Below are 19,192 nucleotides of genomic sequence, written 5' to 3' on the forward strand. Positions count from 1 at the left end.
GCGTCCGAACCGACCGTGTGTCCGACCGACCGACCGGCCGGCGTCGCGGAGTCAGGACCGGTTGGACGAGATCCGGCCGAGGCGTAGCCGGTTGTGGTCGCCGGCCCGTACGGCCGTGACGGCCACCAACGCCACGGTGGCCACCGCCCAGCCGGGCCAGCTGCCGGACTCCAGGATGACCGGGAGTTGCCGGCCGACCAGACTGGGCAGGATCACTCCTACCGACCAGAGGACCGTCAACCCGAGCGCGGCCCGGTCCACTCCGACCAGCCCGCCCAGCGCCAGCGCGCCGGCGGTGAAGGCCAGACCGGGCAGGAGCCACAGCGCGGGGGACTGCCCGGTCGACCAGCCGGCCGCCGCGAGCACCGGCACGACCGCGGTCAGCACCGCGAGGGTGCGGCGCAGCAGCAACGGCAACCCGGTCCGGGGCATCGTCGCCATCAGCTCCCAGGCCGGGTCGGTACGGCGGCTCCACGCCGCGGCCACCGGCAGCAGGGGAGCCACCGGAGCGACCAGCAGCACCAGCGAGGGCAGGCTGGCGAAGGTGGTCTCGAACAGGACCGCGATCAGCATCAACGCGACCGCCGTGGCCAGCCAGGGGAGGATCCGGGCGGCGACCCCGGACCGCCGCAGCCGGCGACGGCGTACCGGTGCCGGGCCGGCCTCGATCCCGGCTGCGACGCCGACGGCCACCCGGTCGAGCAGTTGCCGGTCGGCCGGGCCGACGCTGTCGGACAGCTGCGTCCGGCAGGGTGCGCAGGACTCCAGGTGGGCTTCGACTGCCCAGACGGTGGCGTCGTCGACCCGGGGGTCACCGGACGCGTAGCGGGAGATCAGGGTCGGGGTGGGGTGGGTGGTCATGACAACGCCTCCCGTAGCGCGATCCGGGCCCGCCGCGCATACGTCTTCACGGTTCCTTCCGGCATGCCGAGCAGCACCGACGTCTCCCGGGTGGTCAGACCGTCGAGCACCATGGCGCGCAGTACCTGCCGCAGGTTGGCCGGCAGGGCCAGCAGCGCCTGTTCCAGGTCGGCGTTCATCCGGCCGGCCAGCGCCTCGTCCTCGGCGGCCGGGGCGACAGTGGCGGCGGTCTGCACCGCCGGGACCCGTTCCCGGCGGGCCCGGGCGCGGAACGCGTCGACCAGCCGGCGGGCGGCGATCGTCCACAGCCAGCCGACCGCGCTACCCTTCGCCGCGTCCTGGGCCTGGCTGCCGGCCGACCGCCATACCGCCAGGTAGGTGTCCTGCAGCACCTCGGCGACCATGTCGTCGTCGGCGCACCGCCGGCGTAGCCGCGCGGTCAACCAGGGCGACGTCCGGCGGTACAGCTCGTCGAAGGCCCGCCGATCGCCCCGGGCGATGCGGCGCAGCAGCTCACCCTCGTCGAGTGCGTCCAAGCTCCGTCTCACAACAGGCAAGACGATCCGCGTCCCTACCGTGGTTTTCCATCTTGCGTGAGCTGGGTCACATTATGTCGTCAATCGCCGGTTTCGCCGACGACAGAGGTTCCTCGATGTGCGCAACGCCGCTGTCCCCGGCGCAACGCTCTCGCGGCCCATCCGGCCCGGTGCGTAGAGTTTCAGGTCGCATCGGTGACGCTCCAGGGATGAGACGGGTACGGACATGACGGTGGACGACGTACGGCCGCTTGGTGAGTCGGCCCTGGCCGGGGTCGATCCCGCGCAGTTGGCGGTCTGCCTCGACGTCATCAAGGCGCTGTCTGCGCTGCCGTCCGACCACCCGGACGTGGTGCGGGTGCAGCGGGCCACCGCGAAGCTGTACAAGTCGGTGAAGCGGCAGCGGCGGGCCGAGCGGCGCGACGCCGTCCTCACCGCGGACCGGGCCGTCACCGCAGCCACCGCCACCGGGGCACCCGGGCGCATCGACGACGAGACCAGAGGCATCCCACTGGTGTCGTCGACCGTCGGCGCCACCGCCGGCATCCTGCGCCAGCCCCGCGCCTGTTACATCTGCAAGGAGCGCTACCGCGAGGTGGACGCGTTCTACCACCAGCTGTGCCCGCCGTGCGCCAAGCTCAACCACGAGCGCCGCGACGCCCGTACCGACCTGACCGGTCGGCGGGCGCTGCTCACCGGCGGCCGGGCCAAGATCGGTATGTACATCGCGCTGCGGCTGCTGCGCGACGGCGCGCACACCACGATCACCACCCGGTTTCCGCAGGACGCCGCCCGCCGGTTCGCCGCGATGGACGACAGCGACCAGTGGCTGCACCGGCTGCGGATCGTCGGCGTCGACCTGCGCGACCCGGCCCAGGTGATCGCGGTCGCCGACTCGGTGGCCGCGCAGGGTCCGCTGGACATCCTGATCAACAACGCGGCGCAGACCGTCCGGCGCAGCCCCGGCGCGTACGCCCAGCTGGTCGCCGCGGAGTCGGCGCCGCTGCCCGACGGGCCGCTGCCGGAGATCGTCAGCTTCGCCTCGGTCGGTGGCCGGGGCACCGCCGCGACGGCGATCGCCGGACCGTCGCAGTCGTCGGCGATCACCCCGCAGGCGCTTACCGCGTTGGCGCTGACCAGTGGCTCGGCCACTCCGGACCGGATCGCCCTGGCCACCGCGATCGACGCCGGTGGGTTGGTGCCGGACCTTGACCCGGTGAACAGCTGGGTGCAGCGGGTGCACGAGGTCGACGCGGTGGAGCTGCTGGAGGTGCAGCTGTGCAACTCCGTCGCCCCGTTCATCCTGATCAGCCGGCTCCGGCCGGCGATGGCCGCCGCGCCGGCCCGGCGCAAGTACGTGGTGAACGTGTCGGCGATGGAAGGGGTGTTCAGCCGTGGTTACAAAGGGCCCGGTCACCCGCACACCAACATGGCCAAGGCCGCGCTGAACATGCTGACCCGCACCAGCGCGCGGGAGATGCTGACCGATGGCATCCTGATGACCGCCGTCGACACCGGCTGGATCACCGACGAACGGCCGCACCCGACGAAGATGCGGCTGGCCGACGAGGGCTTCCACGCACCGCTGGACCTGGTCGACGGCGCGGCCCGGGTGTACGACCCGATCGTCCGTGGCGAGCAGGGCGAGGACCTGTTCGGCTGCTTCCTGAAGGACTATGCACCGGCCGCCTGGTAGGCCGCAGCCGCAGGCGGGTGGTCACCGGCCGAGGACTCTCCCGACCGCTCCGGCGTACCGGCCGGCCCGTCGCGGTCGCTCACGGCGGCCAGCAGCCACGACACGGCGCTCAGACAGGCGAGCATGGCGATCGGGACGGTGACCCGGTCCGCCGACGCGCCCAGCCACCAGTCGACGTCCGACGGCCCGGTCACGTAGGTGGCCACCAGCGTCGTCGCGTACCCGCAGCTGAGCAGCCAGATCCAAAGGTCCGACCCGGTTCCGAGTGCGGCACGTCGCCGACGGACCAGCAGGGCCCCGGCCAGCGAACAGCAGGCGGCCACGGCCACCAGCGGACCGACCGTTTCCCACAGCGCGTCGAGGGTGGGGGGCAGGCGGCTGGTCAGGCGGGCGGTGTCGCCGAACAGGCTGACCAGCGGCTCGGCCTGCTCGATGTCCGATGTCGAACCCACCAGGCGGGACAGCCCGACCCAGGCCAGGCCCGACCCGACCGGCAGCCAGACCAGCCACGCCCGGCCGAGGTCACGGCGTTCCCGGACCGTCACCAGGGCGGCGAGGATGCCGCCGGCCACCAGCCCTTCGTTCTTGCTGAGGACGGCGGCGGTCAGCAGCACCAGCCCGAGAGCGGGACGGACGAACGGATCGCGGCCGAGTAGCAGAGCCGCAGCGGCACCGACCAGACACGCTGACCACAGGGCGTCGGCGTAGCCGGCGGCCACGTACTCCGCTCCGGTCGCCCAGGTCGCCAGTCCGACCGCGACCCCGGCGGCCCAGGCGAGCCAGGGCCGGCTCCGGGCGAAGGCGGTCGCGACCGCCACGACGGTGGCGGCGACCGCCGAGAACGTGGTCACGGCCGACACCAACTGCGCGGTCCGGTAGCCCTGGCCGAACAGGGTCCAGGCCGCGGCGACCGGGGCCGAGGCCAGTGGCGGGTAGTCGGTGTGCGAGAAGGCGAAGCCGGGGCTGGCCATCGCCGCTCGGGCGATCTCGCCGTCGTAGGTGAAGTACCCGGCGTGCAGCCACCAGATCGAGTGCGCGTCCCAACTTGTCGGCGGATGCAGGACGAGAAGGAACGGTACGGCGAGAACGCCGGCCGTGATGCCGAAGGCCAGCCACGGTGCGCCGGCCGGCCATGGTACGGCGGGCGGAGCCGGCTGTTTCCGGCGCAGCCACCAGGTCCGGCGTAGCCACCAGCCGCAGACCGCCCAGGTGATCATGAAGGCTACCGCCAGCCAGCTGCGGAAGCTGGCGCCGAAGACCAGCATCAGTACCACCGCGACCGTGCTGACCAGCGCCGTGGCGAGCGGAGCGAGCAGCAGGGCGACAGGAACGGACCGGACGATCGCGAACGCCAGCGGCAGTCCGGCTGCCACGATGAGCGCGACCGTCAGCAGGTGAACGACGGACATCAGTCGAGCACCGTCGGCTGTGGCACCGTCGGCTGGAGCACCGTCAGCTCGACGTCGAACCGGCGTCCCACCGTGGTGTCCCGGTGGACGAGGCTGGCCCGGTAGTCGGCGTCCCGGCGGTTGGTGACCACGGTGCCGCCGGCCAGCGCGGTGAACTCACTGAAACGCTGCAGCCAGAGATGCTCGAGCGGCGGATCGATGAGCACCCGACTGCCCGGCGGCACGGTCGCGACGAACTCGCGGCGGATCTTCTCGAAGTCGTGGTGCAGACGTCGGTCCGACGCCATCTGACCCGGTGACCGGGCGTATCCGACACCAGTGACACCGGCGTCGTAGGCTCCCCGGCCGGCGAGCACCACACACAGCAGGGCGAGCATGACCACGAGCACCTGAGCCAGCTGTCGGCTCGGGCGTGATCGTCGTAGTTCCACTGGCGCTCCTGTTCCTGGTCCACGAGGCAGGCGACAGGTAGGTAAACGCTCAGCCAGGCCGACGGGTAACTCGGCCGGCGTGATCATGGGCGGACGCTGGCGGGCACCGTGCCGGATGAGGATGCGCCTCACGAGGATCGCCGTCGGGCTGCTGGCGGTCGCCGCCCTGACCTTCGGTCTGCCGCCGAACCCAGCCATGGCCATCAACCAGGTCGGCTGCGGAAACCGGACCGACTTCCTGACTCTGCACATCGATCTCGGTGGCGGCGTCGGCACCGCTCGGTGCTTCGCCAACTCCGGAGCGATGGCAGTGAACATCGGCGGTGTCTACCGGTTCGACACCGGCAACAACAAGGCGACCGTCAACTACGAGCGAGGTGGCCGGTACTACAGCAAGACGCTGGACAAGTGGTGGGGCACCGACTTCGCCGGGACCCGGGTCCGGGTGTACGAGGTGCGGATCTGGTGACCAGCGACTGACCGCCTGCCGTCGGCCCGCCCTGCCGCGTCCTGCCTCCCGTGGTGGGTGGACCCCACGGCGACGGAGCCGGGCGTTTCCGACGGACAGGTGGGTGATCCCCGAGGGATTTCTGGCGATCGATCAACGTGGTGGTAATACTCCGTTTACAAGGGGCGGCGCCCTGGGCGAGACAGCGGGTGCTGGGGTCGGAGGCTGCCCAAAGTAGAGGATCAAAGGGAGGCTCGTCGTGAGATCGATGTCCCGTACCGTCCGACTGATGCTCGCCGTGGCGACCGGGCTGGCGCTGATGGTGACCGCCAGCCCGGCGGCCGCAGCACCCGCCGACACCGCCGCGTCGGGGTCCGTCACCGCCGGCGCGGCGGCGACCTGGGACCTGTCGGACTACCAGCAGAAGGCCTGCATTCCGGCCAACGCTCCGTACTGGACGTACTTCGTCGGCTTCATCGCCGGCAGCTGGTCGACGCCGCTGCAGGTCGACGTGCAGGGCCTGCCCGAGGGCACCGTCACCAGCCTGCCGCACCCGCCGATCGCGCCGAGGGACAACGGCGACCGGTACATCGGCACCGCCTGGGTCAGCGTGGACCTGCCGCCACTGGACTACGGCGACTATCCGGCCGTGATGACGGTGACCGACGGGTCGAGCACCCAGACCATGCCGATCCTGATCCGCGCGCAGGAGCGCTGGGGCTGCTGAGCCGACATTCGCTGCCCGCCCGCCACGGGTGGTGACTCACCGGGCGGGCAGCGACTCGGCGATCGCGGGACTACCGGGGCGGTGCCTCGGCACCGGCAGGTGTGCCGAGGCACCGCTGTGGCCGCCGACTCGCGTGGCCAGGTCAGTCGCCTGGACCGCCGACTAACCCCAGTACGCCAGTGCCTGCCGGCCGAGGGACTGCTGGCCGGCGGTGTTGGCGTGGCAGCCGTCGGAGACCTCGTTGCTGCGTAGGTGGAAGGTCCCGACGTAGTCCACGTTCTGCGACGCGTCGTTGCCGGCCTGCCGGGCCAGGCTGTCGGTCAGCTCCGGGCCGTTGGCGCCGGCCAGGAAACAGGTCTGGCCGGGGTCGTAGAGCGGCTGCCCGGAGATGTAGATCGTTGCGCCGGGGGCCGCGTGCTGACGGGCGTTGGCGATGAGCTGGCGCACCTCGTTGTAGGTCGCCCCGGCCTGGGCGAAGATGCAGATCTGCACCCATACGGCGGTCGGCCGGCCGTACTGGGCGGCCTGCCGGTCGAACGCCTGCCACGAGCTGGAGTTGGTGTTGGTCCAGGACTGCACGACCGCGCCGCCGGTGCCGTATGGGCCCCACATGCGTTGGCCGCCGATCGCGACGTAGCCCTGCGATACGTTCTCCGCCATCGAGCAGCCGATGAAGCCCATCGAGCGGGCCGCCGGTGGCCCGCCGGTCGGGCTGACGCTGGGGCTGGGCGTCGGGCTGGCGCTCGGGCTCGGGCTGGGGGTCGGGCTGCCCGTCGGACCGACAGTGGGCGACGGCTGGGTGGTGCCGTTGCAGACGGTGCCGTTGAGCGCGAAGTTCGTCGGTGCCGGGTTGCTGCCGGTCCACGAGCCGTTGAAGCCCATGTTCGTGCTTGCGTTGGTGCCGAGGCTGCCGTTCCATGCCGCGTTGCGGGCGGTGACCTGGGACCCGCTCTGCGAAACGGTCGAGTTCCACGCCTGGGTCACCCGCTGACCCGCGCTGAACGTCCAGGTAAGGGACCAGCTGCTGAGTGGGTCGCCGATGTTGGCGATGTCGATGCTGCCGGTGAAGCCGCCGGGCCACTGTGAGCTGACGGAGTAGGTGACGCGGCAGCCGGGGGCGGCAGCTGCCGGTGCCGCCACGGCCGCGCTGACGGCGGCTGTGACCGCTATGGACATGGCGACCGCGACGAACAGGCGGACTCCTGCTCTGTGGTGGTGCGAACGCACAGCTAGCCTCCTGGGAACTCATCAATCGATGGATGTCTGTCGATGTAAGCATGTGACAGATGCGTGCCGTAGGTCAATAGTTTTGTCAAATGACGCCGGGTTGGGCGGGTGCCGGTGCGGCCGCCCAGCCGGCCCCGACCGGGCCGGCCATACAATCGCCCGATGCGAAGCGCCGTCGGCAGCCGCTGGATCAGCGGATCACGATTCAGGCATGACTGAACCGGGAGCGGACGACGCCACACCCAATCCGTTCGGCAGCGCGTCCCGGGAGCGGTTCGTGCTCTCCCGCCGGTACGCCGCCGGCACCGGTGGGGTCCGGGGACTGCTGATCACCGTGCTCGGCGACTACGTCCGTCCGACCCGGCACGCCGCACCGACGTCGGCCTTCATCGACGTGCTCGGTCGGCTCGGCGTCGCCGAGGCCGCCTGTCGGCAGTCGCTGGTGCGGGCGGCGGCGGACGGTTGGCTGACCTCCCACCGCGATGGCAGATACACCTGGTGGCGACTCAGCCCGGCGTTCGCACGGTTCCTCGACATCGGTGCCGGCCGGATCCTCGGGTTCACCGGTGCCCAGGACGACTGGGACCGCCGCTGGCTGCTCCTGCTGGCCCGCGTTCCGGAAGGCGACCGGCCGGTGCGGCACCTGCTGCACACCAGGCTCGGCTGGCTGGGCTTCGGACGGCCCGCACCCGGGGCATGGATCAGTACGCACACCGGACGGGTCAAGGAGGTCGAGCTCCTCCTACGCGAGGCCGGCGCCTACGAGCAGGCGCAGATTTTCCTCTCCGAGCATCTCGGCGGCGGCGACCTGCCGAGTCTGGTCCGCCAGTCGTGGGACCTCGCCGGCATCGAACGGGCCTATCAGGAGTTCATCGACGAGTTCACCGACCCGCAGGCGGACGACCCGATCGTGCGGTTCACCCGGCTCGTCCACACCTGGCGTCGGCTGCCGTTGATCGACCCGGTGCTGCCGGCGGAACTGCTGCCCGCACCGTGGATCGGCGAACGCGCCGTGCGGTTGTTCCACGATCGGCACAGCAGATGGGAACCCGCGGCGATCCACGAGTGGGAACGGATCAGCCAGGAAGCGTCGTAGCGTCGGACGACGATTGGCGGTCCGGGTCCCGGACAGTCGAGCGGCCGGGACCCGGACCGGTGCGGCGACGTCGGCCCGACGAAACAGTCGGACCGGGGCGGGTCAGACCTGGCCGAAGACGGCCAGCGCCGGCAACGCCCGACCGGAGTAGTCGAACACCGCCTGGTTCTCCCAGCCGTTGCCCGATGACGGGTCGTCCGGATCCCAGCCGGCACCGGATACCGCCGTCCAGGTCGGTTCCCAGTAGAAGACGCCGAGGCCGCGCCCGTTCGGCACCGCCTTGACCGCGTCGAAGACCGCGCGCAGCGCGTCGGCCTGGCCCTGCGGGGTCGCCGGGTAGCCGCCGGCCGAGGCCAGCGAGGAGTTGAAGATGTTCGGCTCGTGATCATTCTGCGCGGTGGTGAACCCGTACGCGGTCTCCACCACCACGACCGGCCGCTGGTAGCGCGACGCCAGGTCGTTGAGGTTGGTGCGCAGGCTGGTGATCGAGCCGTGCCAGTACAGGTAGTGCGACACCCCGATCACGTCGAACGGCACCCCGCGCGAGGTGGCCTGGTCGAACCACCAGCGGTGCTGGCTGTTGTTGCCACCCTCGGCCAGGTGCAGCATCACCTGTGTGGAGCCGTCCACCGCCTTGACCGCCTGCGCCCCGGCGGTCAGGAACGTCGCCAGGTTGGCCCAGTTGTTGCTGCGCCCCTCCGGCCACAGCATGCCGTCGTTGATCTCGTTGCCGACCTGCACCATGTCAGCGGTGGTGCCCTGCGCCTTCAATGCGCTCAACACGTCGTACGTGTGGCTGTAGACCGCGTCGCGCAGCTGGTTGACGCTGTAGTTCGCCCAGGCCCGGGGCTTGTACTGCTTGCCCGGGTCGGCCCAGGTGTCGGAGTAGTGGAAGTCGACCAGTAGCCGCATCCCCTGCGCCTTCGCCCGGGCGGCCATGGTCAGCACCCGGGCCTTGTTGTTGTAGCCGTCGGTCGGGTTCACCCACACCTTCAACCGGGCGTAGTTGACGCCGGCCGAGCGCAGCAACTGCACCGCGTCCCGCTGGTTGCCGGCGGCGTCGCGGTAGACCGCGCCCCGGTCCTCGTTCTTGGCCAACGTCGAGAAGTCGGCGCCGACCATGAAACCGCCGGGTACGCCCGGGTTGCCGGTCGACCCGCCGGTGAACTCCACATCGTCCACGTTGATCCAGTTCCCGGCGCGGGCGTTGGAGACGAAACTGACCGTGCACTGCCCGTTGGTCACCGTCGTGGAGACTGAGATCTGCGTCCAGTTGCCGGTGGTCGGGATCGCCACCCGGGCCTCGGTGCCGCCGCAGTTGCGCAGCGCCATGAACGCCTCGTACTGCCCGCCGCCGGAGCGCACCCAGGCCCGCGCGGTGTAACTGCCGTTGGCCAGCCCGGACAGGTACTGGTACGTCTCCACCTGGTAGGCACCCGACGCCCAGTGCGACAGCCGGTAGTTGCCGGAGCGTCCGCCCCATTCGGTGTAGCTGGCGCCGGTGTGCCCGGTCGACGAGTACTCGCCCCAGCCGGACGGGGTCTCGGTGCTACCGCCCGCCTCGAATCCGCCGTTGGTCAGCGTCGTGGCGGCGTGCGCGGTGCCGTGCGTACCGCCGGCCAGGCCGACACCGAACGCGGCCGCGCCGGTCGCGGCCACCGTGACCAGCGCGAGCGCCGCGCGTCCGAAAAATCCACGGGTACGTATGGTCATCGCTTGCCTCCCTTGTCGTGTGCCACGGTGTCGGCGAAGACCCGCAGGCCGGGTAGCGCCTTGCCGGAGTAGTCGAACAGTGCCTGGTTCTCCCAGCCGTCGCCGGAGGTCGGGTCGGCCGGATCCCAGCCGGCGCCGTCGACGGCGGTCCAGGTCGGCTCCCAGTAGATGACGCCCAGCCCCTGCCCGCCCGGTACGGCGGCGACCACGTTGACGATGTCGCGCAACGCCTCGGCCTGGCCCTGCGGTGTCGCCGGGTAGCCGCCCTCGGCGGCCAACGCGGCGGTGAAGATGTTCGGTTCGTGGTCGTGTTCGTCCAGAGTGAACCCGTACGCGGTCTCGGCCACCAGCACCGGCTTGCCGTAGCGGGCGGTCAGGTCGAACAGGTTGGCCTGCAGGTAGCCCAGCGGCCCGTGCCAGTAGATGTAGTGCGACACGGCGATGATGTCGAACGGCACGCCGTATGCGACGGCGTTGTCGAACCACCAGCGGTGCCCGCCGTTGTTGCCGCCCTCGGCCAGGTGCAGCGCCACCTTGCTGCGTGGCGAGGCGTCGGTGACGGCGGTGGAACCGGCGGTGAGCAGGGCGGCGAGGCCGTCCCAGTTGTCCCAGCGGCCGTCCGGCCAGAGCATTCCGCCGTTGATCTCGTTGCCGACCTGGACCAGCTCGGGCGGGGTGCCCTGGCGGCGCAGCGCGGCGACCACGTCGTAGGTGTGGTCGTAGACGGCCTGGCGCAGCTCGTCGAAGTCCAGCCCTTCCCAGGCGGCCGGCTTGTACTGCTTGCCCGGGTCGGCCCAGGTGTCGGAGTAGTGGAAGTCGATCATCAGTTTCATGCCCTGCGCCTTGGCGCGTCTCGCCTTGGCGAGCACGTCCGCTTTGTCGCTGAACCCGTCGGCCGGGTCGACCCACACCTTCAGTCGGGCGTAGTTGACGCCGTTGTCGGCCAGGATCCGCAGCGCGTCACGCGGGCGGCCACGGGCGTCGCGGTAGACGGCCCCGTACGCCTCGTTCTTGGTCAGGTGCGACACGTCGGCGCCGCCGATCGCCACCGGCAGGCCTGCACTGCCGTCGGTACGGGTGAAGCTGACGTCGTCGAGGTTGGCCCACTGGCCGGCGGCGGCATCCGAGACCAGGCTCACGGTGCAGCGGCCGGCGGTGACCGTGACGCTGAGCGCCAACTCCACCCACCACTCGTCGCCGGTGCGCGGCAGGTCGACCCGCTGCGCCGGGCCGCGTCCGCAGCCGGCCAGTTCGAGGTACGCCGAGCGTTGACCGCCGCTGGAGCGCACCGCTGCCCGTAGCGTGTAGGTGCCCCGGGCCAGCCCGGTCACCTGTTGGCGGGTCTGCACCCGGTACGCCGCCGCCGACCAGTGGCTGAGCCGCTGGTCGCCGGTGCGTCCGCCGGGTTCCACGTAGGAGGCGTCGCGGTCGCCGGTCTCGGTCCAGCCGACCGGGGCGACCAGGTCGTCGGTGGATTCGAAGCCGGGGTTGACGAGTTCCGGTGACGGGCGGCCTGCGGTGGACGCGCCCGGCGTGACGATGACGATGGCGATGGCGGTCGCCAGGGCGACCGCAGCGGACAGGTGGCTACGGATGCGCATGCCTGCGCCCTTCTCGGAACGGACCGGCTCTGGGAGCGCTTACGGTCGCACTACTCCGCTGTTAGGTGGTAATGCGCCCGATGTGAGCCCGTCACAACGATGTAACACTGGGAGCGCTCACAGAATCATCACTGCCGATCCCTGTCAAGAGGTGCCGTCACTCCCGGCGTACCACCCGCACCTGCCCGGCCGGCACAGCTACCGTATCGGCGCAGCTCGCGCCGGTGATCAGCTCCGTCCCGGCGGCCGGCAACACCGCGTCGTCGCCGGTGTGATTGATCGCGATCAGGTAGTCGGCCGCCGGCCCGGACCGTCGGACGAGTTCCACCCCGCCCGGTACGCCGTCCGGCGGTGCGATGCCCGCCTCGGCGTACACCCGGGGCAGGACCGAGCCGAGCGCGGCCGCGTCGAGGCGGGTGGAGACGTACCAGGCGGTGCCGGCGCCGTAGGAGTGCCGGGTGACCGCTGGGCCCCCGGCAGCCGGACCGTCGGTGTAGCGCAGCACCGCCTCGGCCCCGGCCAGCTCCACCGCCTCGGCCCACACGTCACCGGTCAGGCCCTGCGCCAGGGTCACGGTCTCGCCGGCACGCAGCGGCAGGAACTCGTCCACGGTCAACCCGAGCAGCTCCCGCAACGCCCCCGGGTACGCCCCCGGGTGCACGGTGTCGGTGGCGTCCACGATGCCGGAGAAGTACGACACCAGCAGGGTGCCGCCGCGCGCGACGTAGCGGCGCAGGTTATCCGCCGCCGCCGGGGTGGTCAGGTACAGGCTCGGCACCACCACCAGGGGATAGTCGTCCAATGACCTCTCGGGGTGGGCGAAGTCGACGGTCAACCGGTCGCGCCACAGCCGCTCGTAGCAGGCCTCGACCCGCTCCCGGAAGTCCAGGTCGACCGAGGGCCGCCACTCCAGCTCCACGGCCCACCAGGACTGCCAGTCCCACAGGATCGCCGCGTCGGCGACCACCGTCGTGCCGCGCAGCTCGTCAAGTCGGGGCAGCACCTCGGTGCCGAGCGCGACTACCTCACGCCAGATCCGGGTGCCGGTGCCGCCGTGCGGCACCATCGCCGAGTGGAACTTCTCCGCCCCGAACCGGGCGGCCCGCCACTGGAAGAACAGCACCGACTCGGCGCCGCGGGCCAGGTGGGCGAGGCTGTTGCGGGCCAGCTCGCCGGGGCGTTTGGCGATGTTGCGCGGCTGCCAGTTGACCGCCGAGGTGGAGTGCTCCATCAGCAGCCACGGCCGGCCGCCGGCCACCGAGCGGGTCAGGTCGGCGCACATCGCCAGCTCGATGACGTTGTCTGCCCGCTCGGCCTGCAGGTAGTGGTCGTTGGCGACCACGTCGACCTCGTCGGCCCACCGCCAGTAGTCCAACGTCTTGCAGTTGGCCAGCATGAAGTTGGTGGTCACCGGCACGTCGGGGGTGTGCCGGCGCAGGATGTCGCGCTCGCGGCGGAAGTTGGCCAGGTGCGCGTCGGAGGAGAAGCGCAGGAAGTCCAGCTGCTGGGCCGGGTTGACGGCGGTCGGTGCGGCGGTCGGTGCCTCGATTTCCGTCCAGTCGCCGTAGCGCTGGCCCCAGAAGCTGGTGCCCCAGGCGGCGTTGAGCGCGGCCAGGTCGTCGTCGTAGCGCCCGCGCAGCCAGTCGCGGAACGCCTCGGTGGAGCCGGCGCAGTAGCAGAGCGCGTTGACCCCGCCGTACTCGTTGTGCACGTGCCACAGCGCCAGCGCCGGGTGGTCGGCGTACCGGGCGGCGATCGCCTCGGTGATCCGGGCTGCGGCCTGCGCGTACGCCGGTGAGCTGGGGCAGAACGACTGCCGGGCACCGCCGCCGAGCACCGCGCCGGTCCGGTCGACCAGCCGGGTGTCCGGGTGCGTGCGACGCAGCCAGGCCGGCGGTACGGCGGTCGGGGTGGCCAGGTCGACGCGGATCCCGCCGTCGTGCAGCAACCCGAGCACCTTGTCCAGCCAGCTGAAGTCGAACTCGTCGGGGGCCGGCTCCAGCAGCGCCCAGGAGAAGATCCCGACGCTGACCAGGTTGACGCCGGCGGCGCGCATCAGCGCCACGTCCTGGGCCCAGACCTCGGCCGGCCACTGTTCGGGGTTGTAGTCCCCGCCGTACGCCAGCTGGTCGAGCCGGGGGATCGGTGGTCTCTGCACCATGTGACGCTCCGAAACTGTACGCGCTCCCAACGATGTAACGGCATGATTGCACATGTAGGAGCAGCGAAGGCAGTCCCAATGTGGCTCTTGACACAGATGGAGTGGGCACCAAGACTGTGAGCGCTCACAGATGTTTCCCCCTGATCACCATCCGATGACGGGTGAGAGATGAGAGGTTGAGATGAGACGCTCCCTCGGCGCGAAGATAATGGTCACGACGCTCGCCGCCAGCCTTGCTACCAGCCTGGTCGCGGCCTGTGGCTCCGACTCCGGCGACGACGGCCCGGTCGAGTTGACGTTCTGGTCCTGGGCTCCCGAGATCGAGCAGGTCGTTGACGCCTGGAACGCGGACAATCCAGACATCAAGGTTACATTGAGTAAGCAGGCCGGCGGCGGCGACATCGTCACCAAGCTGCTCACCGCCAACCAGGCCGGCAACCCGCCGGACCTCGCCCAGGTCGAGTACCAGTCGCTGCCCACTCTGGTCAGCAACGACGTGCTCGCCGACATCGCCGACCTGGCCGGTGACGCGCAGAGCGCGTTCGCCGACGGGGTCTGGCAGCAGGTCACCCTCGGCACCGACGCCGTCTACGCCATTCCGCAGGATGCCGGGCCGATGATGCTCTACTACCGCGCCGACCTGTTCGAGCAGTTCGGCCTGACCGTACCGACCACCTGGAACGAGTTCGCCCAGACCGCCCGGGACCTGCGGGCGCAGACCACCGACCACTACCTGACCACGTTCTCCGCCAACGACCCGGGCTGGTTCGCCGGACTGGCCCAGCAGGCCGGTGCCGCCTGGTGGGCGATCGACGGCGAGGCGTGGCGGGTCACCGTTGACGACCCGGCCACCCGGCAGGTCGCCGAGTTCTGGGGTGGCCTGGTCACCGAGGACGTGGTCGACGACCAGCCGATGTACACCCCGGAGTGGAACCAGGCGCTCAACGACGGCACCCTGCTGGCCTGGCCGAGCGCCATCTGGGGGCCGGGTGTGCTGGCCGGCAACGCCGCCGACACCGAGGGCCGGTGGGAGATGGCACCCTTGCCACAGTGGACCGCCGGGGCAAACGTCACCGGCAACTGGGGTGGTTCGTCCACCGGGGTCACCGAGAAGTCCCCGCACCGGGAAGCCGCCGTCAAGTTCGCCACCTGGATGAACACCGACCCGGCCGCCACCGAACTGCTGGTGCGCGAATCCGCCATCTACCCGGCCGCCCGCGACGCGCAGACCGGACCGGCGCTGGCCGACCCACCGGCGTTCTTCGCCAACCAGCCCGACTTCTACGCCCTCGCCCAGGAGATCGCCGACACCGCCGCCGGGTTCACCTGGGGGCCGAACGTCAACGTCACCTACCAGACGTACATGGACTCGTTCGCGGCGGCGATCACCGACGGTACGCCGTTCGTCGACGCGGTCGCCGCGATGCAGACCGCCACCGTCGGCGACATGCGCGACAACGGCTTCTCGATCGCGGAATGAGCCAGTGATGCCTGTGGCCGTCCGGACCCGCAGCGGCGGCCGCCGGGGAAGACGTACGGCGGTGCCGTACGTCTTCCTCACCCCGGCGGTGGCGCTGTTCGTGCTGACCTTCCTGCTACCCATCGGGTACGCCGTCTATCTGAGCCTGCGCAAGGTGCAGGTCTCCGGCCTCGGCCTGGGCCGGGGCTCACGTACCGAGGTCTTCGCCGGACTGGCGAACTACCGGGCCGCGCTGGCGGACCCGACGCTGCTGACCGGCGCGTTGCGGGTCTTCGGCTACGGCGCGCTGCTGGTGCCGGTGATGCTCGGCCTGGCGTTGCTGTTCGCCCTGCTGCTGGATCGTCCCCGGGTCGGCCTGCAACGCGTCAGCCGGGTCGCGATCTTTCTGCCGTACGCGGTGCCGGCGGTGATCGCCAGCCTGCTCTGGGGGTTCCTCTACCTGCCCGCCACCAGCCCACTCAACGACGCGCTCGGCTGGCTCGGTGGCCCGCAGCCCGACCTGCTCGGCACCGGCACCGTCTTCTACGCGGTGGTCAACATCGCGCTCTGGGGCGGCGTCGGGTTCAACATGATCGTGCTGTTCACCGCGCTGCGGGCGATCCCGGCGGAGCTGTACGAGTCGGCCCGCATCGACGGCTGCTCGGAACTGCAGATCGCCTGGCGGATCAAGATCCCGCTGCTCGTCCCGGCGCTGGTGATGACCACCGTCTTCACCATGATCGCCACCCTGCAGGTGTTCAGCGAACCGATGACGCTGCGCCCGCTGACCAACTCGATCTCGTCGACCTGGACCCCACTGATGAAGATCTACCGCGACGCGTTCGCCACCGACGACCGGTACGCCGCCGCCGCGACCTCGGTGATCGTCGCCCTGGTCACCCTGGTGCTGTCGTTCGGCTTCCTGCGGCTGGTGCAGCGGCGGGCCTTCGGACAGGAGCGGTGATGGCGACCGCCCATCCGCAGCCGGCGGCGGCCGCCGGCCGCCGACGACCGCACCGGACCCGGCCGCAGCTGGTGCCGACGATCGTGCTGCTGATCGGCGCGGTCTACTGCCTGCTGCCGGTGGCCTGGGTGCTGGTCGCCGCCACCAAGAGCGGGTCCAGCCTGTTCAGCACCTTCACCTTCGCCCCCGGCGACGCGCTGTTCGCCAACATCGCCGAGCTGTCCGCGTACCGGGGCGGGCAGTTCTGGCGCTGGGTCGCCAACACCGCCCTGTACGCCGGGGTCGGCGCGCTGGCCTCGGCGGCGCTGTCCGGGCTCAGCGGCTACACGCTGGCCAAGTACGACTTCGTCGGCCGGTCGGCGATCTTCAACACCCTGCTTGCCGGGGTGCTGGTGCCCGGGGTGATCCTCGCCGTGCCGCAGTACCTGCTGCTGGCCAAGATCGGGCTGGCCGACACCTACTGGTCGGTGCTGCTGCCCAGCATCATCAGCCCGTACGGCATCTACCTGGCCCGGATCTACGCGGCGGCGGCGGTGCCGGACACCGTCATCGAGGCGGCCCGTACCGACGGCGCCGGCGAGTTCCGGATCTTCCGCAGGATCGCGGTGCCGATGATGATCCCCGGCCTGATCACGGTGTTCCTCTTCCAGTTCGTGGCGATCTGGAACAACTTCCTGCTGCCGTTCATCATGCTGGCTGACGACGACAAGTTTCCCGTCACACTTGGCCTGTACACCCTGCTGAACCAGGGTTCGACCACCCCGGCCCTGTACAGTCTGGTGATCACCGGATCGCTGTTGTCGATCATCCCGTTGGTGGCGCTCTTCCTCTCCCTGCAGCGGTACTGGCGGATCGACCTGCTGTCCGGATCGATCAAGGCATGAGCGCGATCGAGGCGTGAGATCGATCAAGGTACAAGGAAGACAATGTGACCGTGGCCGGAACCGAGCGTAACCGGGCCCGCCCCGCGCGGGCCCGCCCCACCATGGACGACGTCGCCGCAGTCGCCGGGGTGTCCCGGGGCACCGTGTCGCGGTGGCTCAACGGTGGGCACAACGTCAGCGGCCCGGCCGCCGACGCCGTCGAACGGGCCATCCGCAAGACCGGGTACGTGGTCAACCAGCACGCCCGCAGCCTGGTCACCCAGCGGTCCGACTCAGTGGCGTTCATCCTGTCCGAGCCGCAGGACCGGCTCTTCGAGGACCCGAACTTCAACGCCCTGCTGCGCGGCTGCACCCAGGCCCTCGCCGAACGCGACATCACCCTGCTGCTGACCATCGCCGGCACCTCCGAGGACCGCAAACGGGTCGGCCGCTACGTCACCGCCGGCCACGTCGACGGCGCGCTGCTGGTCTCCACCCACGCCGGCAGCCCGCTGATCGACGAGCTGAAACGGCGGGGTCTGCCGTTCGTGGTCTGCGGCAAACCACTCGGCCACGAACGTGACGTCAGCTACGTCGCCGCCGACGACCGCGACGGCGCCCGGCAGATGGTCTCCTATCTGCGCTCCCGGGGGCACCGGACGATCGCTACCATCACCGGCCCGCTGGACACCCCGGGTGGGGTCGAGCGCCTCGCCGGCTACCACGACGTGCTCGGTGACACCGATCCGCGGCTGGTGGTCACCGGCGACTACACCCGGGCCGGGGGAGAGGCGGCGATGGAGCAGTTGCTGCGCCAGGCCCCCGACCTCGACGCCGTCTTCGTCAGCTCCGACCTGATGGCCGCCGGGGCGATCGCCGCGCTGCACCGGGCCGGCCGCCGGGTGCCGCAGGACGTCGCGGTCGGCGGCTTCGACGACTCCGAGGTGGCCACCGCGTCGCTGCCGCCGCTGACCACCATCCGCCAGCCGTTGGGGCGGATCAGCGCCGAAATGGTCCGGCTGCTGCTCGGCCACTTGGCCGGCGACTCACACGCCGCCGTGATCCTGCCGACCGAACTGGTGGTGCGTGGCAGCGCCTGACCCCTGGTGCCCGGATCGGGTCTGCCGGGCGGCATCGCATCTGGCAGGCTGGTAACTGTGCTGACGGTGCCGGTGCGGCAGCTCGGGGAGACCGAGCGTGGGGCGGTGGAGCGGATCCTCGACCTCGACCCCTATGCCGCGCCGCAGGTCGCGGAGCGGATCGCCGCGCGCGGACTGGCCTGGTGGCGTACGGACGGCCGGGTCTTCGGCTACGGGCCGCGCCGCCAACTCGAGTCGCTGTGCTGGCTCGGCGGGCATCTCACCCCGGTGCACGCCTCGCCGGCCGCAGTCGCGGCGTTCGCCGACCGGCTCGCCATCGAGGAACGGGTCTGCTCGTCGATCGTCGGTCGGGCCGACGCCGTGCTCGGGCTGTGGGAGCGGATCGGCGGGCAGTGGGGTCCGGCCCGGGAGATCCGCGCCGACCAGCCGCTGCTGATCGCCGACCGGCCGCCGGCGGTGCCGGCTGACCCGGGGGTACGCCTGGTCCGGCCCGACGAGATCGACCTGCTCTTCCCGGCGGCGGTGGCGATGTACACCGAGGAGGTCGGTGTCTCCCCGGTCGCCGAGGACGCCGGGCGCGGCTACCGGCGTCGGGTCGCCGAGCTGGTCCGGGCCCGTCGCACGTACGCCCGGATCGTCGACGGCACGGTGGTCTTCAAGGCCGAGCTGGCCGTCGTCACCCGGCACACCGCGCAGGTCCAAGGGGTCTGGGTCGATCCGGTGTGGCGCGGCCGGGGGCTGGCCACCCCGGCGATGGCGGCGGTGGTCCGCGACGCGCTGCGCCGGGTCGCGCCGACCGTCAGCCTGTACGTCAACGACTACAACACCGCCGCCCGCCGGGTCTACGACCGGTGCGGTTTCCGCCGGGTCGGCTCCTTTGCCACCGTCCTGTTCTGAGCG

The 19,192-nt window shown here is 71.0% G+C and carries 17 protein-coding genes; 9 read left to right on the plus strand and 8 right to left on the minus strand.

The window, feature by feature from the left end:
* Positions 1–51: 51 nt before the first annotated feature.
* Positions 52–861: a hypothetical protein gene (locus tag ACN27J_RS31425; RefSeq protein ID WP_421371770.1), complete on the minus strand. Its 810-nt coding sequence runs from the start codon at positions 859–861 to the stop codon at positions 52–54.
* Complete coding sequence (locus tag ACN27J_RS31430) at positions 858–1,409, minus strand: RNA polymerase sigma factor (protein ID WP_199757477.1); 552 nt, start codon at positions 1,407–1,409, stop codon at positions 858–860. The genes ACN27J_RS31425 and ACN27J_RS31430 overlap by 4 nt, the downstream gene beginning before the upstream one ends.
* Positions 1,410–1,623: 214 nt before the next feature.
* On the opposite strand from ACN27J_RS31430, the gene ACN27J_RS31435 reads away from it, so the two are divergent.
* Complete coding sequence (locus ACN27J_RS31435; RefSeq protein ID WP_421371772.1) at positions 1,624–3,093, plus strand: SDR family NAD(P)-dependent oxidoreductase; 1,470 nt, start codon at positions 1,624–1,626, stop codon at positions 3,091–3,093.
* On the opposite strand, the gene ACN27J_RS31440 is transcribed toward ACN27J_RS31435, so the two are convergent.
* Positions 3,072–4,502: a hypothetical protein gene (locus ACN27J_RS31440; protein ID WP_421371773.1), complete on the minus strand. Its 1,431-nt coding sequence runs from the start codon at positions 4,500–4,502 to the stop codon at positions 3,072–3,074. The two genes, ACN27J_RS31435 and ACN27J_RS31440, sit on opposite strands and share 22 nt — an antisense overlap.
* The gene (locus tag ACN27J_RS31445) at positions 4,502–4,933 is read right to left on the minus strand and encodes a hypothetical protein (RefSeq protein ID WP_421371774.1); all 432 of its coding nucleotides are present in this window, start codon (positions 4,931–4,933) and stop codon (positions 4,502–4,504) included. Before ACN27J_RS31445 ends, ACN27J_RS31440 begins: the two co-directional genes overlap by 1 nt.
* A 121-nt stretch (positions 4,934–5,054) precedes the next feature.
* On the opposite strand from ACN27J_RS31445, the gene ACN27J_RS31450 reads away from it, so the two are divergent.
* Complete coding sequence (locus ACN27J_RS31450; protein ID WP_421371775.1) at positions 5,055–5,402, plus strand: beta/gamma crystallin domain-containing protein; 348 nt, start codon at positions 5,055–5,057, stop codon at positions 5,400–5,402.
* Between the two features lie 247 nt (positions 5,403–5,649).
* Positions 5,650–6,108, plus strand: coding sequence for a DUF5980 family protein (locus tag ACN27J_RS31455; RefSeq protein WP_421372645.1), 459 nt, complete (start codon positions 5,650–5,652; stop codon positions 6,106–6,108).
* A gap of 162 nt (positions 6,109–6,270) precedes the next feature.
* Here the strand turns inward: ACN27J_RS31455 and ACN27J_RS31460 are convergent, their stop codons facing one another.
* Positions 6,271–7,335 carry a cellulose-binding domain-containing protein gene (locus ACN27J_RS31460; protein ID WP_421371776.1) on the minus strand — a complete coding sequence of 355 codons (1,065 nt, stop codon included), beginning with the start codon at positions 7,333–7,335 and terminating at the stop codon, positions 6,271–6,273.
* Positions 7,336–7,546: 211 nt separating this feature from the next.
* Between ACN27J_RS31460 and ACN27J_RS31465 the strand changes: the two genes are divergently transcribed.
* Positions 7,547–8,431, plus strand: a complete 885-nt coding sequence (locus ACN27J_RS31465) for a PaaX family transcriptional regulator C-terminal domain-containing protein (protein ID WP_421371777.1) — start codon at positions 7,547–7,549, stop codon at positions 8,429–8,431.
* Between the two features lie 102 nt (positions 8,432–8,533).
* On the opposite strand, the gene ACN27J_RS31470 is transcribed toward ACN27J_RS31465, so the two are convergent.
* The 3 genes from ACN27J_RS31470 to ACN27J_RS31480 all read right to left on the minus strand — a co-directional run bounded on the left by ACN27J_RS31470 (position 8,534) and on the right by ACN27J_RS31480 (position 13,906).
* Positions 8,534–10,144 carry a glycoside hydrolase family 53 protein gene (locus ACN27J_RS31470; RefSeq protein ID WP_421371778.1) on the minus strand — a complete coding sequence of 537 codons (1,611 nt, stop codon included), beginning with the start codon at positions 10,142–10,144 and terminating at the stop codon, positions 8,534–8,536.
* Positions 10,141–11,745, minus strand: a complete 1,605-nt coding sequence (locus ACN27J_RS31475; protein WP_421371780.1) for a glycosyl hydrolase 53 family protein — start codon at positions 11,743–11,745, stop codon at positions 10,141–10,143. The genes ACN27J_RS31470 and ACN27J_RS31475 overlap by 4 nt, the downstream gene beginning before the upstream one ends.
* Positions 11,746–11,902: 157 nt before the next feature.
* Positions 11,903–13,906: a beta-galactosidase gene (locus tag ACN27J_RS31480; protein WP_421371781.1), complete on the minus strand. Its 2,004-nt coding sequence runs from the start codon at positions 13,904–13,906 to the stop codon at positions 11,903–11,905.
* 181 nt (positions 13,907–14,087) lie between these two features.
* Between ACN27J_RS31480 and ACN27J_RS31485 the strand changes: the two genes are divergently transcribed.
* Genes ACN27J_RS31485 through ACN27J_RS31505 form a run of 5 tightly spaced genes read left to right on the plus strand, consistent with a single transcriptional unit; the run spans position 14,088 to position 19,189 of the window.
* A complete protein-coding gene (locus tag ACN27J_RS31485) occupies positions 14,088–15,386 on the plus strand; it encodes an ABC transporter substrate-binding protein (protein ID WP_421371782.1) in 1,299 nt (432 codons plus the stop codon).
* A gap of 7 nt (positions 15,387–15,393) precedes the next feature.
* On the plus strand, positions 15,394–16,329 hold the full coding sequence (locus tag ACN27J_RS31490; RefSeq protein ID WP_421371783.1) for a carbohydrate ABC transporter permease: 936 nt from the start codon (positions 15,394–15,396) through the stop codon (positions 16,327–16,329).
* Positions 16,329–17,213 (plus strand): carbohydrate ABC transporter permease, encoded by an 885-nt coding sequence (locus tag ACN27J_RS31495; protein WP_421371785.1) that lies wholly within the window; start codon positions 16,329–16,331, stop codon positions 17,211–17,213. The genes ACN27J_RS31490 and ACN27J_RS31495 overlap by 1 nt, the downstream gene beginning before the upstream one ends.
* A 50-nt stretch (positions 17,214–17,263) precedes the next feature.
* Positions 17,264–18,292 (plus strand): LacI family DNA-binding transcriptional regulator, encoded by a 1,029-nt coding sequence (locus ACN27J_RS31500; protein ID WP_421371786.1) that lies wholly within the window; start codon positions 17,264–17,266, stop codon positions 18,290–18,292.
* 57 nt (positions 18,293–18,349) lie between these two features.
* Complete coding sequence (locus tag ACN27J_RS31505) at positions 18,350–19,189, plus strand: GNAT family N-acetyltransferase (protein ID WP_421371787.1); 840 nt, start codon at positions 18,350–18,352, stop codon at positions 19,187–19,189.
* Positions 19,190–19,192 lie beyond the last annotated feature (3 nt).

The organism is Solwaraspora sp. WMMB762 (assembly GCF_049179115.1).
Taxonomy (GTDB): domain Bacteria; phylum Actinomycetota; class Actinomycetes; order Mycobacteriales; family Micromonosporaceae; genus Micromonospora_E.